17 protein-coding genes and 1 pseudogene are annotated in these 15,907 nt (G+C 41.6%); 5 read left to right on the forward strand and 13 right to left on the reverse strand.

Annotated elements, in window-relative coordinates:
• Positions 1–26 precede the first annotated feature (26 nt).
• A complete protein-coding gene (locus tag NSQ50_RS30275) occupies positions 27–917 on the forward strand; it encodes a diacylglycerol/lipid kinase family protein (protein WP_036682309.1) in 891 nt (296 codons plus the stop codon).
• Between the two features lie 106 nt (positions 918–1,023).
• Here NSQ50_RS30275 and NSQ50_RS30280 read toward each other — a convergent pair whose 3' ends face one another.
• From NSQ50_RS30280 to NSQ50_RS30290, 3 genes are all read right to left on the reverse strand, one after another.
• A complete protein-coding gene (locus NSQ50_RS30280; RefSeq protein WP_076143902.1) occupies positions 1,024–2,205 on the reverse strand; it encodes a multidrug effflux MFS transporter in 1,182 nt (393 codons plus the stop codon).
• Positions 2,206–2,477: 272 nt separating this feature from the next.
• Positions 2,478–3,014: a DUF2798 domain-containing protein gene (locus NSQ50_RS30285; RefSeq protein WP_036682312.1), complete on the reverse strand. Its 537-nt coding sequence runs from the start codon at positions 3,012–3,014 to the stop codon at positions 2,478–2,480.
• Positions 3,011–3,577, reverse strand: a complete 567-nt coding sequence (locus tag NSQ50_RS30290; RefSeq protein ID WP_076222395.1) for a TetR/AcrR family transcriptional regulator — start codon at positions 3,575–3,577, stop codon at positions 3,011–3,013. The genes NSQ50_RS30285 and NSQ50_RS30290 overlap by 4 nt, the downstream gene beginning before the upstream one ends.
• A gap of 414 nt (positions 3,578–3,991) precedes the next feature.
• On the opposite strand from NSQ50_RS30290, the gene NSQ50_RS30295 reads away from it, so the two are divergent.
• Positions 3,992–4,393 (forward strand): RidA family protein, encoded by a 402-nt coding sequence (locus NSQ50_RS30295; protein WP_036682315.1) that lies wholly within the window; start codon positions 3,992–3,994, stop codon positions 4,391–4,393.
• A 137-nt stretch (positions 4,394–4,530) separates the two neighbouring features.
• On the opposite strand, the gene NSQ50_RS30300 is transcribed toward NSQ50_RS30295, so the two are convergent.
• A complete protein-coding gene (locus NSQ50_RS30300; protein ID WP_036682317.1) occupies positions 4,531–5,943 on the reverse strand; it encodes an alanine/glycine:cation symporter family protein in 1,413 nt (470 codons plus the stop codon).
• Between the two features lie 378 nt (positions 5,944–6,321).
• Entirely contained in the window at positions 6,322–6,909 is a 588-nt protein-coding gene (locus NSQ50_RS30305; RefSeq protein ID WP_036682318.1) for an NAD(P)H-dependent oxidoreductase, read from the reverse strand.
• A gap of 121 nt (positions 6,910–7,030) precedes the next feature.
• On the opposite strand from NSQ50_RS30305, the gene NSQ50_RS30310 reads away from it, so the two are divergent.
• On the forward strand, positions 7,031–7,468 hold the full coding sequence (locus NSQ50_RS30310; RefSeq protein WP_076105115.1) for a MarR family winged helix-turn-helix transcriptional regulator: 438 nt from the start codon (positions 7,031–7,033) through the stop codon (positions 7,466–7,468).
• A 447-nt stretch (positions 7,469–7,915) separates the two neighbouring features.
• On the opposite strand, the gene NSQ50_RS30315 is transcribed toward NSQ50_RS30310, so the two are convergent.
• From NSQ50_RS30315 to NSQ50_RS30345, 7 genes and pseudogenes are all read right to left on the reverse strand, one after another.
• Positions 7,916–8,797: an SMI1/KNR4 family protein gene (locus NSQ50_RS30315; RefSeq protein ID WP_036682322.1), complete on the reverse strand. Its 882-nt coding sequence runs from the start codon at positions 8,795–8,797 to the stop codon at positions 7,916–7,918.
• A 222-nt stretch (positions 8,798–9,019) separates the two neighbouring features.
• Positions 9,020–9,937, reverse strand: a complete 918-nt coding sequence (gene hprK, locus NSQ50_RS30320) for an HPr(Ser) kinase/phosphatase (protein WP_076140599.1) — start codon at positions 9,935–9,937, stop codon at positions 9,020–9,022.
• A 118-nt stretch (positions 9,938–10,055) separates the two neighbouring features.
• Positions 10,056–11,132, reverse strand: a complete 1,077-nt coding sequence (locus NSQ50_RS30325) for an ankyrin repeat domain-containing protein (protein ID WP_076222396.1) — start codon at positions 11,130–11,132, stop codon at positions 10,056–10,058.
• Between the two features lie 248 nt (positions 11,133–11,380).
• The gene (locus NSQ50_RS30330) at positions 11,381–11,617 is read right to left on the reverse strand and encodes a YiaA/YiaB family inner membrane protein (protein WP_305953524.1); all 237 of its coding nucleotides are present in this window, start codon (positions 11,615–11,617) and stop codon (positions 11,381–11,383) included.
• A gap of 57 nt (positions 11,618–11,674) precedes the next feature.
• Positions 11,675–11,857, reverse strand: a pseudogene (locus tag NSQ50_RS30335) (YiaA/YiaB family inner membrane protein); the annotation flags it as partial.
• A gap of 229 nt (positions 11,858–12,086) precedes the next feature.
• Positions 12,087–12,371 carry an alpha/beta-type small acid-soluble spore protein gene (locus NSQ50_RS30340; protein WP_036682328.1) on the reverse strand — a complete coding sequence of 95 codons (285 nt, stop codon included), beginning with the start codon at positions 12,369–12,371 and terminating at the stop codon, positions 12,087–12,089.
• A 75-nt stretch (positions 12,372–12,446) separates the two neighbouring features.
• Positions 12,447–13,634, reverse strand: coding sequence for an MFS transporter (locus tag NSQ50_RS30345; RefSeq protein WP_076222437.1), 1,188 nt, complete (start codon positions 13,632–13,634; stop codon positions 12,447–12,449).
• A gap of 293 nt (positions 13,635–13,927) precedes the next feature.
• Between NSQ50_RS30345 and NSQ50_RS30350 the strand changes: the two genes are divergently transcribed.
• The gene (locus NSQ50_RS30350; protein ID WP_036682330.1) at positions 13,928–14,509 is read left to right on the forward strand and encodes a TetR/AcrR family transcriptional regulator; all 582 of its coding nucleotides are present in this window, start codon (positions 13,928–13,930) and stop codon (positions 14,507–14,509) included.
• An 80-nt stretch (positions 14,510–14,589) separates the two neighbouring features.
• Positions 14,590–15,309 carry a DUF4386 domain-containing protein gene (locus tag NSQ50_RS30355; protein WP_076222397.1) on the forward strand — a complete coding sequence of 240 codons (720 nt, stop codon included), beginning with the start codon at positions 14,590–14,592 and terminating at the stop codon, positions 15,307–15,309.
• A gap of 8 nt (positions 15,310–15,317) precedes the next feature.
• On the opposite strand, the gene NSQ50_RS30360 is transcribed toward NSQ50_RS30355, so the two are convergent.
• Positions 15,318–15,902 (reverse strand): Crp/Fnr family transcriptional regulator, encoded by a 585-nt coding sequence (locus NSQ50_RS30360; protein ID WP_036682333.1) that lies wholly within the window; start codon positions 15,900–15,902, stop codon positions 15,318–15,320.
• Between the last annotated feature and the right edge of the window lie 5 nt (positions 15,903–15,907).

Genomic DNA, 15,907 nt, shown 5'->3' on the forward strand with positions numbered 1-15,907 from the left:
AGATCACAATAGAGAGGATTATCCTTATGCGGCAAGCTATGATTATTATTAACCCCTCATCCGGTAAAGAGGAAGCCAGCCAATATGTCAGATACGCAACAAGAGTCCTAAGTGACAAAGACTACTCCGTTACGATCAACGAGACGGCAAAAGAACTAGACGCCACTCGTTATTCCATCACTGCTTGTGAGGAAGGTTATGACCTGGTTGTCTCTATCGGCGGGGATGGCACGCTTCACGAGACCATTAATGGTCTTATCGATCAGGAACACCACCCAATATTAGGTGTGGTTCCTTTAGGAACGGCTAATGATTTCGCCCGTGCATTACAAATTCCACTGAATCCCGAAATAGCCATTCAAACCCTTGCCTCCTCTAACCTAAAAAACGTAGATATCGGTCGCTTAAATGACCGCCTATTCGGCAACGTTGTTGCTGTAGGTTCAATTGCCGGATCATTATCCTCTGTATCCTCCGAAGATAAAACCAAACTCGGCTCATTGGCATACTTGAAAGAAGGTCTTAAACAACTTACAAGCCCTACAGCCCACCCCCTTGTCATTCACCATGATGAACAAATATGGCAAGGAGACTCCTTACTCTTTCTCGCCGTATTAACCAACTCAGTCGGCGGGTTCGAGAATCTAATACCGGATGCTGCGGTTGACGACGGTCTGCTTCATTGTTTTATTATTTTGGACCTCAGTATATTCAATACCATTACAGCCAGTATATCTTTACTGCTGGGTACCCTCAAAGATCATAAAGACGTTGTCTATTTCACAGCCCACAATGTAAGTGTAAGCTCTCCAGAAACCGTAAGAACCAATGTAGATGGCGAAGAAGGTCCAACTTTGCCTATTACACTAAGTGTTCTCCCTCGTCATATCCAAGTCATTGTGCCAGAAGTGGACTAACAAACAAAAAGCAGTCCGGAACTCAAAAAGTTCCAGACTGCTGCCCTTAATTTATGGACGCCCCGATCCATATCTTCCTACTAATCAAATGACTAAGAAGTTATTTCTATTCCACTACAATAAATTTTTTGCCTAATAACCACATTCCGCCGCTAATCCCTAAGAAATAAATAGGCATCGTCAGTAATGAACCATTATGGAGAGTGCTCATTCCCCACGTCGCCAAGCTAACAAGCAAATAATAGCCCAAGCTAAATATTGCGCCTGCTGTTCCTACAACATCCTGAAATTGAACAAGAGCAAGACTTAGACAATTAGGTAAAGCAATCCCTGCACCCATTAATAGGACAAACAGCGTTATTAGAATACATACGATCACTATCATATCCGGCAACGAGACAAGACTGCTTGCGATTGTTAATAGCAAGGCTCCGCCCGCCATTACTAGACAGCCGATATGGATTATTTTTTCTGGGGCATAGAGGGTTAATAACCTTTTGGAGATCATTGCTCCTACAATCGACGCCAAAGCCACAATAATGCCGAGAAAACCATAGACTCCTGGCGAAATCTGAAAGTGTTCAATAAATATAAAAGGAGCTTCAGCATAATAGCTGAACAAGATTCCGTTAATGCCTCCAATTAGTAATCCAAACACCAATACACGTGGCAATGCGAGCATTTTTTTGACTATAGGCAGAATAGCCACCTTTTTTCTCATGGAAACATCAGTGGTTTCTGGCAGCTTCCAAAAAGCATACATAAATAACAACACACTCATCATCACTAATGTAAAGAAAACCGCTCGAAAACCAAAAGCTTGATCCACCCATCCGCCAATTAACGGACCTACTGCGGGAGTAAAAGCAATGACCGCCGAGATTTGGGCAAACATAACATGCCGTTTATTCCCGGAGACACTCTCACGAAGAATGGTTTGGGTAATAATCGAACCTGTTGCTGCTCCAAACGCTTGTATAAACCGGCTGACTAACAGCAGATGAATGGATTCTGAGTAAAAACACATCAGGCTTCCCATACCGTATACAAGAAGTCCAGCCAGCATGGAAGATCTCCGCCCGATGAAGTCAGACAACCAACCCCAGCTAAAAACACCTAAAGCAAATCCAATAAAATATATACTTAACGTTAACTGTACAGAACTATTGGTGGCCCCAAGTGCTACTGCGATATCCGGTAACGATGGGGTGTAAATCGTCTCACTAATTTGCGGAAAAGCCACAAGAACAATCATTAAAAGTAACGATGGTGCTGCATATTTTTTCATCTTATTTTCGCCCTCCTACAAGCTTATATCCTCGAACAACTACAAGAATATGAGCCTAGCTAGGGAAATGGGGGCATCATTATGGCAAGACGACTATAGATCATCATGTTAGAAAATCACCTTTCATTGTTATGCTTTCATTGTTATATAGGAGGGCTTACCCGAAAGATATCGGGCAAAGATTTGAGTTTCAATTATTCAACCAAAACATCATTATACACGGTAATAGAAAAGCTCTCAAACGAATCGCTTCGCCTGAGAGCTTATTTAGGTTAGGAATTTTGTTCTGATAATCCATGTATAGTTACGCCAACAGCGCTGGATTTCTTTTTGTCCTGAGAAGCATGTAGCTTTACCATCACAAATCTTGCAAACGGCTGTATTAATATACTTTCAGCGAACAGTGCAATTAGGAAATTTCTTGGCCAATTGGCTAAGAAGTGATTAAACGTTTGAGAACTCAACCCGTTTCCGATAATGTCTCCAATAAACGTCATACAAAATGACATCCCTAGTACGGTGAACAAGATACGGAATAGGATTTTGGCGTTGAAGCTATCTGTGGGTTGTGTGAATGTAGCTGTCAGCTTTTCGGCAATACGGCCAATAACAACAGGCTCAATAATCATGACAATTACCCAAATGATCGGAAACACCTTAAGAATCGTTAAGGCAACCTCACCATTAAATTCTCCAACCCCTAAAATGATATTTATTGAAGACATAAACAGTACCGTCAGTGTACAAATGATTGCACCATATAATGCCCCCTCCTTACCGTTTCTTGGTAATCTTGCTTCTTGATTCATGATGTTCTTCCTTTCAATATTGTCGGTAATAGTTTGGCGATAGTTTTTAAGGGAGTTGTAGATTTTTGCGTTATGCACAACATCATCGCCCCTTCAATCGAAGCCGTCATCCACAAAGCCATATCGGAGGCTGATTCCTGCGAATAACCTTCAGTTACAAGCTTATCGCAGTAAATTCGTTCCATGTTCTCATAGAGCAAGCTACATGCCTGGCGAACAGGTTCACTCACCGTAGCCATTTCACTGACAATACTGCTAAAGGTATATCCGGTAATCGTGCCCTCAGTTTCTAAGTTGTGAACTAACTTGTCAATCATGGATTGTGTAGCTTCTAACGTCGATGAATGCTTTTTAAAAATATCCTCAATATCTATCGTAATTGCTTCATTTAAGCCCTTTAAACAAGCAATTAATAGTTCTTCTTTTCCATTTGGAAAATGATGATAAAGCGCTCCTTTGGTCACATTACAGGCTTTTAAAATTTCACTCACGCCTACATTTTTATATCCTTTTTGCTGAAAAAGAAGTGTCGCCGTCTCAATCATTAGCGATTTTGTATCCACAATAACGTACTCCCCCTAACATACCAACCGGTCTGTTTGTTATTATAACAATATAAAAAAGAATAATGTAAGTCTTTTTTGCTTTTTTTTCAAAAAATATTTCATTATTTTCATTTATAACAGCAAAAAAAGCTTAGAAAATTGTGTCGAAAGTGGAATTGTTGCAGTATCACTTGGATTAATGATATCATTCTGAGGAAACTTATCTTACTTTAAATATGAAGGAGGAATACCCGGTGAAAAAGAGATCGCTAAAATATCTATCTTTTGGTATTGGGTATTCTACTGCTGTTTTTTTCTAGAATTAATTATTGATAGGATAGGTCTGTCAAAAATTAAAAGAAACTAAAAAACAGCGGAGATATATAACTTAGATATCGGTATGTATCTTCTATTTAAAGGAGAATTCACAAAATGAACTTAAATAATAATGTTATTACAAGATATAATCCAGAGAATATTGCTAAACCGGTTGGTAACTATAGTCATGTAACAAAAATAAGTAGAAATGCTGAAATGTATGTATTTTCTGGCCAAATTGGAATCGATCAAAACAATCATATCCCTACAGATTTTAACCAACAGGTAACAAATACGATGAGTAATATTGTTGAAGTCCTTTCTTCTCAAAGGCTAACACCTGATAATGTAATCAAAATCAACATTTGGGCTACGGAAGAAATCGATTGGAACCATTTCTATGAAATTTGGAATAAAGTATTCGGCATGACACCTCCTTCAATGACAATTGCTTATATTAAAGGATTAGGGTTACCTGAATTAAAAATTGAGTTAGATGTATGGGCTGCTGGTTAAACCCTAAATCAAGAGGGAGTAATTTAATTTTCTGTACACCAAACGAGCCTTAGAAGCGATTCTAAAGGCTCGTTTTTCTAACTACCCCTTTATACCAAAAAGGGCTCAGTTTCCTGAGCCCTCAAATACTTACCCTACTATGTTTTTATATCTGAAGAATTGTCCCAACATTCCACGTTCTCCAAACCCTCTATGCTATCTTTATAAAAGACAGGGTCCTTGCCTGCACGCTTCTGGCGCTTATAATCCTGTAGGGCGGCAAAGGCCACCTTAGATAATAGAAGAATAGCGATCAAATTCACGATGACCATGAAGCCCATAAATAAATCAGCCAAATCCCATACCAATTGAACCTTAGCTACGGAGCCAAAAATAATCATCGCCAAGACGCTGTATCTATAGAATAGTAATACTTTTTTATTGGAGTTCAAGAATTCTATATTGGTCTCACCATAATAATAATTTCCGATTAACGTACTGAAAGCAAACAACAAAATCATGATCGCTAGGGATCCAGAGGCCCACGAACCAATATGTTCGCTTAATGCCGCTTGTGTCAGCTTAATTCCATCCAGCCCTGGCTGTTTATACGCATCAGATAACAAGATAATAAAAGCAGTACTCGAACAAATAAGTAACGTGTCTGTAAGTACACCCAGCGCTTGCATCAGCCCTTGTTTCACCGGATGACTAGTTGTTGCAGTTGCCGCAGCATTTGGAGCACTACCCATCCCCGCTTCGTTGGAGAATAGTCCTCTTTTCACCCCTTGCAGAATGACTGCCCCAAAAGATCCCCCCGCGATTTGTTCAAATCCAAAAGCACTTTTCACAATAAGCGCCAGAATCGCCGGTATTTCCGTAATATTAATTAACATAATAATAACAGCGGCCCCAATATAGATCCCTGCCATTACCACTACAATATATTCGGACATTCTAGCAATACGTTTAACCCCACCAAAGATAACAGCCGCAAAAGCAGCAGCGACTACAAGTCCAAGAATCACCCGATTAGTGCCAAATGAATTCTCAAAGGCCACTGTAATCGTATTGGATTGAACTGCATTAAATACAAGACCAAAGGATAACGTGATCAAAACCGCAAATACCGCGCCCATCCAACGTTTTTTCAGGCCTTGCTCCATATAATAGGCGGGACCACCACGAAATCCAGTCTTGTCCTTCACTTTATACACCTGTGCCAGAGTACTTTCAATAAATCCGGACGCTGATCCAATAATAGCTATGACCCACATCCAAAAAACAGCTCCTGGTCCACCTATTGCGATAGCAATTGCGATCCCTGTAATATTCCCTGTCCCAACCCTTGCTGCCATACTGATACAGAAAGCCTGAAACGACGAAATGGAATCTTTTGACCTTTCATTGGACTCTTTAAGGACCCTAAACATTTCTTTAAACATGCCAAACTGAACAAACTTCGATCGAATGGTGAAATAAATTCCACAAACAATAAGCAGAACCACCAAAATTTTCGACCAAAGAAAGTCATTTGTTGCGCTAATCATACTGTCTAACATTTGTTGCATGTGAATCCGCCTCTCCATTGTGTCGATACCCAGTTGCTGAACCTTAAGTTACATAGTATTTTCAAATATAACAGCCCTTATTTCAAAAGCCAACAAAAAAAATTAGCCAGCGACACCATACCTTACACCGGTGTGAGAGCTATTTCTCCATCTTCATCTGAGTACACAAGCTCCTTTAGATTCATCTAGGTATTATAAAAAAAATGAAAAAGCATCCGGTGCAAGAAATGTATGACTACAATGTATGCGCGTATTTATATCGTGGAGAACATTTGGTTTGATCCCACCGTTGTTTTGAACCATCCAACTATGGGATCGCTTGAGACATCCACTTCCAGTGTTATCTTGAATAATCATAGAGCAGATATTTTCGAGGTATTAATTAGCCACAGCTTTAAAATATTGGTACACCTGATTTAACTTCTTATCATGTTTCCCTTTCGGACTCTCCATATTCCCAAATTCGAAAAACTTCACTTTCTTGATGCCACAATATTGAAATAATGCTTTTCTCATCAGCACTTTATGGGAATTATTCAGCCAATATAAAGGATAGAGGGTCGGCCCCTTCATGCTGGAAATGCAAACCACTGACTTTCCTTTCAGCAGCCCTTCGGGGATGAGGCCACCCTTTTCTCTGTAAGCGAAATTAGAAGCAAACATTTGGTCAATATAACCGAGCAACATCGCGGGGGGACGTCCCCACCAGATTGGATACACAAACACAATTTTATCGGCCTGACGAATCTGCTCCCGATACTTCTCGAGCTTGGGATCAATATGCATGTCTCTTCTACGTTTATTTTCATTAAAGACCAGCACAGGATCAAATTGCTCTTCGTAAAGATCAAGGACCTCTATCTTCGTGATCTTTTGATTCTCATTACTTCCCTGAATGACTTTATTGAAAAAAGCATAACTTAAACTTTTATGATTCGGATGTGTATAGATGACTAAAACGTTCATTGCTCCACCTCTTTAATTATCATTTGATAACAAAATGGTATCACAACCGTTATTTAGTTGTCAAATGATAATTGTATTATGATAATTATTTTGTTAAGGTTTACAATAAGAGGTGATCCTTATGGACAAACAAGCGTTTTTTCAGAAAATTGTTACCTTTACGACAGCAGTCCATGAAGTAACATTTGACTTTACCAAAGATGTTAGACCGGAAGGCATTACGCCCGTTCAATATAGTATTCTGGAATATATTGCGGTTAGCCAGCCTGTTACCCTCAGCCAAATCAGCGATTGTAAGAATATCTCTATGCCGAATACCAGCCGTGAGCTCAAGAAATTAACAGAAAAAAACCTGTGTGAGAAGCTTGATGTCGCCGAGGACCGGCGTAAGCAAATGATTCGGTTGTCTGATGCTGGACAAGCGATGATGAACGAGGCTTTTGAACGGATCGGTGAACGTTTTCTGAACCGGATTAAAGAGGTTCCCCCAGAGGAATTAGCCGAGATTAACCATGCCCTCGATATCCTGCAATCTAAGGTGTTTAGCACCCAGCAATGATCCGAGAAAAAGACAGCAGAGCAGCGGTTCCCCATTAATGGGGGCACCGCTGCTCTGTGTTTTGGGTCGTTGGTTAGCTGACTCAAGACCGATTATTGGCTAGTAAAACCCAACGACTTCGAATCAGCCCCACCTTCAGCTAAATCGCCGAATCGTATTCGTCCACTGAGGCTTTCGGATCCAGATGACGTTATTGGCATATTTTTAGCCTTTTGTGCGTAGTTTCGGACTCCAGCGACGCTATTCCTATGAATCGGGTTCATATTGGGTGTTTTTTATGCCAATAGCTGCTATGCGGTCCGTTGGCATTTCAAATATGCGAAAAAGCTGCATTTAAGGTCAGCTGAGTCCGAAAGACGCTCCCCTTATAATCACCTAATAGAAATAGGCACTCCTCTTAAGGAATGCCTTGATTTGATTATAAGTATTCTTAGCCAGCGAAATAGACTATTTCACCAGTCCGCTGATAAAGGTCTCAAAATTATCAGCCAAACGTGTGATTTTGTATTTGTTATCCCGATCTACATGAATAACCTCAGGTTCGCCATCATTCCCGAATTCGCGGTAATCCAGCATCACCACTTCATTCTCAGAAGGACAATCACAAATCACCACGCCAACTTCAGGATAACGTCCATTTTCAATCACAGTCCGGCTGCCTGAAGCTCCACACAGCGACTTATTCTTATCTCGTCCAATTCCGAGGATACCAGAAATCGTAATAAATTCTCCTGTTCCCGGAATCGGATAACGATTGTTATGAGGAATTCCCCCATTATGTAACTTCATCATATCCACATAGGAAGCAGGCAGCTTGAAAACCAGCTCTTCTTGTACTGAAGTAATCAACGCATCTGAAGGCGGATCAGAGATATATTCTGAGAACGCATACTCGCTGTCATCCCAGAAATTAGTGGTATCCAACGCTATTACAGGCTTCTTTGCAGGTTTGTTTACAGGCTTTCTCGCAGCTTTTTTAGCCAATTTACGTTTGATCCAGCCCAGAAACTCCAATGTGTCTTCATCATCAGGCTCCAGCTGATCGGCAATCGTAAACGCTTTTAAAGCTTCGTCATATCTTTTCAGATAATAATAAGAAACCCCGATACGGTAATGCCAGAGCGGGTCACCTTCACCCTCTTCTTCAATGCTCAAATACTGCTCTAAAGCCTCTTCATATTGACCGAGATTATTAAGCGCCCTGCCCAAATGACTAGTTAGAACATAATCTCTTTCCTCTTCAGGAATTTCCGCGATTGCATCCACGATTTCTTGAAATTCATCTTCCTCATGCCATTCATCCAATTTTGCCAATAACTCATCACTCATCATTAATACCTCCTATTAACGATCACTCAAAATACCTATTAGAAATTATACCATTTCTAACCTATGCCCAGCCAATAACGCATGTCCTAGCCATATCAATCAAAAGACAACTTCCCTTTTTGCTGTGAAAAACAGACCGCAGCGTTTATCTGCGGCCTGTTTTTCGTATACAGAAAACCATTTATTTATGGGTAACTATAATTGCTGCCTTCTATCTTGCCTTTACGACTGCATCCCGTTTTCGATCCTCTGCAGGAACTCTTCAGCGGCACTATAGCCAAGCTGCTTAAGGTACCAATTGTTCGCAGCCGCCTCGATCAGGCCAGCCACGTCACGGCCAGGCTGAAGCTGAATTTCAATATGCGGAATTTGCACGCCAAGATAGTCTGTGAACTGAGGTTCGATTTCGAGCTCATTGTTCAGGGAATTCTCCCGCCATGGTGACAACTCGATGTCGAGTACAATTCGTGTCTCTTCCTGAAAAGCTCTACGCCCGTACTGCCGTACAACGTTGATCAGACCAATACTGCGCAGCGCTAGGAATTCACGGGTCGTTTCATTATGTGTGCCAAGAAGCGTAGCCGGTCCCAGCTTCTTAAGCACAACTACATCATCGGCCACAAACCGATGACCTCTTCTAATGAGCGTGTGAGCGGTTTCGCTTTTTCCGATCCCGGACTTGCCTCTCAATAGGACCCCTATGCCGGACACGTTCACACACACTCCATGAATTGAAAGTTCAGGCGCCAGCGCCTTCACCAGATAAGTATCAATCTTTGCGATGAACTCTGACGTCGTCTCTTCCGTTCGAAGTAGTGGTATACCTTCTTGGTCGCAGAATAAAGTCAAATAAGGAATCTCCTGCTGACCCGTCGTCACAATAAAGCATGGGGGATGATACTTAACAATATTGCCAATATGTAACTTGCGTTGCTCAACGCTTAGCTTTAGCAGATAATTGATTTCTTTGCGGCCCAATACTTGTACTCGCTTCATGGGGAAAAAATCGAAGTAACCCACGAACTCCAGGCCAGGTCTATGTGTCTTTGAGCGAGTAATCTCACGGTCCATGCAGCTAGCACCCGCAAGCACTTCCAGCTTAAACGTTTCCGTAAGGCTTTGAACGGTAATCGATTTCAATGTTGTTCTCCTCCTGTGGCTACGTATTTTGAATACGTAATACGGTTACCGGGATATATTCAACGACGAATAGAATGATTCCTGCAAAAGAAATAGGCAGATCAAGAGATATTAACAACTATGTTCCTTCAAGAAAATTAATAAGGTATATCTCCGGCTGCGTGAGAAATTCTGCAAAACTACATAAATCCGCGTACGTCTGATGTTCCACGTCGTAACAGCCGATCAGGCCTTTTTTCTTCGGATTCCACATAAGCAGCAGATCAGAGTAATTATCTATATCGGCTGACAGACGGAGCAGCTTTTGCCGGCCGATTTTCATTTCAATGGTATCAGTTAATGTGAAAAAGTCGATATATCTAATTTCATATTCATTTTGTGTTAGCTCAATTCGCAGATTTTTTCCAGTAAGAAAGCTAACCAATTCATCAGACAATTTATATTTTCTCAGCTCAAACTTCTTGTTCTCGATATCATGAAATTCAGCCGGCTCTAACGATTTCAAATAGTCAGCCAAAGCTGTATTCTTATTACTCACTGCAATGGTGTACGGGCGATCGCCATCTTTTTCTGCCAAGGTAACGTCTGCGCCACGTTCAATCAAAAATTGTACCATCGCTTGATTACCAATTCTCGTGGCAACTGTTAACGGAGTCGCTTGATAAGGATAGACCATATCGGATTTGTTGTAATTAATGTCCACCCCATGATCCAGTAAATAAGTAACGGTCTTAAGGTCATGATCTGACACCGCTTTGCGTAATACGCCCCCACCATGCTGCTTAATATCTAATCCTAGCTCATGTATGAGCGGGATATTGTTTTTGTTGCCATAGTAGGCCTGCGAATATGCACCTGACTTGACCTGATTAAGCTTGTCCAGTTTAGCCCCTTGTGCTGCAATATAGCGGACGATATCTTCTTTGCAATAGCGAACCGCGAGCAAAAAAGCCGGATTATTCTTCACATTCAGATTTACACCGTGCTGTACCAGCAGCTTTATGACATCCATTCTCTCTGATATAAGCGCCAAATCTAACGGGGTTAACGTAGTATATTGGCTAAGGACGATGCCCTCTTCAATATCCCAGCCTGCTCTAATGGCAGCCTCTAATTCCGGAATGTTTCCATTGTAAATATGCATGGCCATTTGCGGCAGTTCCTGGAACTTCCCTATATCCTTCAGACGGATCATCCATTATCCACTCCTACTTCAAGTATTATGAAGAGTATAGAGAACCGTATAGTAAAAAACAATCCAAACTAAGGATGTTGTTCTAACAAATAGTCCTCATAATATTTAGATCGGCAAGATTCTTGCTGCTATTCAAAAAAATAAAAAGAAGCTCCGTTAATACACGAAGCTCCTGTTTACAATTTATGATGGTAAGTAAAGTTGAAGCAGCTTGCTGTTGGCAGCGAGAAAGCTGGCTATATCCCTCTTTATCCTTGGATGTCCCGTCTCGCCTCTTGCTCGGCAAGAATCTCGTTATCTTCCGCGTTATCCCGCGTCACTTTCTGAACGCCAATAGCGCTATAAGAAATCAAGAGAATAACAGCTATGTAATACCCCTTTACATTTAATTCAAATGGAGCATTGTAAAGACCAATAAAAAACATCGCATACCCGATAATCAAACCCACAAAAGCCATAATTGTGAAGGCCCCTGTGTTTCTCATCCTGTGTTTAGGGTTATCCAAACGAAATTCTTTATCCTCTGTATTGTCCCTGACCACCTTTTGCACAACGATACAGGAAATCGTAATTAACACCATACAAAGCAAATAATACCCTTTTACGTTTAGCTCCCAAGTGTCGTTGTACACTCCCAAACAGAATAGAAAAAGTCCTGCCCCCAATGCAAAATACGATGCCCCCGTAAAAGCAGCCGTGTTGCGTTTGCGATATCTCTGATTCATCTGATAATTCCTCTCCCACTACAGACTTGAATGATGATATATCCTTCTCCACTATACCGTGGAACATCGGTAAAATTCTACCATGAATCAGGTTGTTTTAGGGAATTTCAGGAATTTTTTTACTATACAATTATAAAATAACGCAAACACCGAAAGGACGGCCTCAGTCCCGTACAATATAGGACGAAAACCGCCTCCCGCGATCTCTGCAACATATATTAGAAAAATGCTACTGCCTTTCCTGATCCACCAATTGCTGCTGTGCGAGACGAATCATTTCGCGGACCATCGATCCACCAATTTTACCGCCGATCTGGCCCACCGATTCTGTGCTCAAATGACCATTTTGACCGTGCTCCAAAGGGACACCCAGTTCTTTTGCGACTTCGTATTTCACATCATCAGGCCGCTCCGGATCTACATCATACCCCTCGCGCCGCATCACTTCCGCTTTAAAAATTTGCATTCCGCGGCTGGCTCCCGGCACTGCATATTTCCTGTTTCTTCTAGACATCCTTATCCCCTCCCAAACCTGTTTTAAATAACATGCCCGGAAAACGGAACCTCCACCCTTATTGACTTGCCCCGATTATTTCCAAGCAGGGCGCCGTTGCAACGCGGCATTCGTAGCACGCAAGGTTACAGCCCAAAATAAAAAAGCCACAGCACTAACAGAAGCTCCAAGCCAACATACCCCGTTCCAGCCATAGTGAGAATATATTTGAGTGGAGGCAATCGATCCGGTAGCACTTCCAATGGAGTAAAAAACCATATACCCTGCGGTGAGCCGACTACGTGCCTCCATGCGCAAGGTAAGTATGATACTTTGATTGGTGACATGCACCGCCTGCACAGCCAAATCAAGCAGAACAATACCAACGACCAATGCCAACAGCGACTGCTCCGTAAAACTGATAAACCACCATGATATCAACAATAGAAGTAATGCTATGCCTGTCGTTCTCTGTCCATGACCCTGATCAGCTAGCTTTCCCGCCCGCGCAGCAGCTAATGCTCCCACAATTCCCGCCAGACCAAATGCCCCAATTGCAGTATGTGAAAGTGATAACGGCGGAGCACTAAGAGGCAAGACCACAGAAGTCCACAGAATACTGAAAGCAGTAAAAATCAGCAAAGCCAGAATAGCGCGGATACGCAATACTCTCTCTTGCACAAACAACATAAACACTGAACTAAGCAGCTGAGCGTATGACAGTGTTTTTACCTCACGTTCCACATTTGGCAACACCCTAAATAATGTACACACCATACAAAGCATTAAAGCAGCAGAAACAAGGTATACGGAACGCCAACCTGCAAGATCTGTAAGTATTCCTGAACTGGATCGCGCAAGAAGTATTCCAATCACAATTCCACTTGTGACCATGCCTACGACTCGCCCGCGTTCGGCAGGGGCAGCCATTGTCGCCGCGAACGCAACAAGCGTCTGTGTTACAACAGCGAGTAGTCCCACTGAGGCCATACCTACGAATAGTACCGTGCTGGAAGAGGCAGTACCCACGATAATCAAAGCCACCACAGATAATAACATCTGGCCGATAATCAGGCGGCGCTGATTCAGTAAATCTCCTAGTGGCACGAGCAGTAACAGCCCCACTGCATAAAAAATCTGCGTGATAGTAATAAGAATACCAATGGTTGAATAATCAATACCAAATTCTCTCGACAAATGATCAAGCAACGGTTGTGCAAAGTAGATGTTTGCAACCGACATCCCGCAGACAACGGCAAACAAAAGTGTCATATAACGAGGCATCGAGGAAGCATGAATAGAATCAGATGGCGTATGCGTCTCTTGTGACGAAAGCTTCTCTTTAGTCCCTTGCATTTTGGACACACCCTTTCTCTGTTAAATTTAAATCGCAAACACATTACATACCGATCAGTATGTTATTGTGCTCAGTAAATTTATCTCACAAAACAAATGATGTCAACATAAATATTTGATGCCACCGACTTTCATTTGACAATTTATACGACTAGTTCTAGTATTATAAAATACTGTTCGGTAATCAATTATTGAAATCAAATATAAAGAGGGGTGTTATAATGGCTCGAACCCGTGAATTTGACGAGGAAAAAGTATTAGAATCAGCTATGGAGCTATTTTGGGAGAAGGGATATGAGGCTACCTCATTAAGTGATTTAACTTCCAGAATGGGCATCCAACGCCCCAGTATATACTCAGCTTTTGGAGACAAAAAAGAATTGTTCGAAGCTGCGCTACGTAAATATACGATGTCCCATGCTTCTCGTGTCCGAGCCCAACTTCAAAGCAATCCATCCGTGAAAAAAGCCTTTCGTAGTTTTTTTGAAGATGTGGTGGCGGAGGAGTATTCAGGCAGTGTGAACCGAGGATGTTTTTGCATCAATACAATGGTCGAACTGGCACCTCATGATGAGAAATTCGAGATCCTTACAAGAGAACATCAAATGTATCTATCGGTCATATTTCAAGAAACTATTGAACGCGGTATACAATCAGGTGAGCTTAAGGGTGGTGTAAATGCGAAGGCCTTGGCACAAGCACTAATCGTATCGCTAATAGGGCTTACTGTACTCTTGAAATCCCGCCCGGAGCGATCCTTTGTTGATAACGCGATAACAATGATACTTACTTCGCTTGATTGATTCAGAGTCTTGATTTAAGTCAATGCCCGACATAGTACTCCTAATTACAATGAAATAAAAGTCCTTTAGGAGGCTATCTTATGGCTATCTCAGAAAAAGACCTGTCGAATCAGCGCAAGTCCGCTTTAACAGCTGGAATATCACTGATCATCATGACCATTGCTTCATTTTTTTCATATGGCTTTGTCCATGGGACTCTTGTTGTGCAAGGCGATGCCAGTGCCACATTTATTAACATCGTATCTTCCAACAACCTTTTCAAAGGGGAAATCTTGGGCTGGATCATCATTATGATTGCTGACATTCTGGTCGCCTGGGCGTTTTATATGTTTCTAGAACCCGTCAACCAAAATCTTTCATTACTCGGCGCATGGCTCCGTTTAACCTATTCCGCTATATTGGCAATCTCTATCTTAACCTTGATATTTGTGCTGCTGCTCACGGGAAACACAAATGGCTTTTCCACATTAACAATCGAACAAACTCAAGCATTTATGATGTTATTTCTGGATGCATTTCAATTCATTTGGTCTATGGGGTTAATCGTTTTTGGCGGGCATTTGTTAATAGTGGGCTATGTGGCTTTAAAATCCGATGTCATTCCTAAAGTAATCAGCATCCTGCTGCTGCTTGCTTCAATAGGCTATATTATCATTCATCTAAGCAAAATGTTTCTCCCACAATATGAGGCAGTCATTACAACACTTAATTTTATTTTTACTATTCCTATGATTGTAGGAGAACTAGGCTTTGGGATATGGCTACTGCTTAGAGGTGGAAAAATCCCCAAAAGTGTATAACGATTTTGCTATTCATCACCGGAATGAACCCGCTTCTTAATTCTACTTAATGACTCTGGCGTAATCCCCAAATAACTGGCTAGTTGATGTTGGGGGACACGGGTAAGTAAATGAGGTCTTTTTTGTAACAAGGCTTTGTAACGTTCTTCAGGATTGGAAGCAATAAAGGAAGTCAACTCATCCTGAACCTCACCCAGGTTTTCCTCTACCATTTTGCGTATCATGGTTTCCAGCTGAGCGTGTTTATGGAGCATATCCTGTTCCGCATTAAGATCACCAACCACCAATATGCTGTCTTCTAGGCAGGTTAAGGTGTACGCTGAGGGTCTACTCTCTTGATGCCGATTAAAAATCGAAACCGCTTGCTCTTCCGTATAAAAATTAGATGTGACTTCTTTGCCCGATTCATCTACCGAGGACTGCCTCACACATCCCTTTAACACAAAAAAACATTTTGAGGGAACGTCTCCTTGTCTAAGGAGTACCGTTCCCTTCTTGTATTCCTCAATAGGAATACCTTCAACAATATCCTGCTGTTCCATTTCGTTAAGAGATGTAAATTTACTCATATACTTATACAATATGCTTTTCATTTATC

It is taken from the genome of Paenibacillus sp. FSL R10-2788, from assembly GCF_038003885.1.
GTDB lineage: Bacteria > Bacillota > Bacilli > Paenibacillales > Paenibacillaceae > Paenibacillus_AQ > Paenibacillus_AQ odorifer.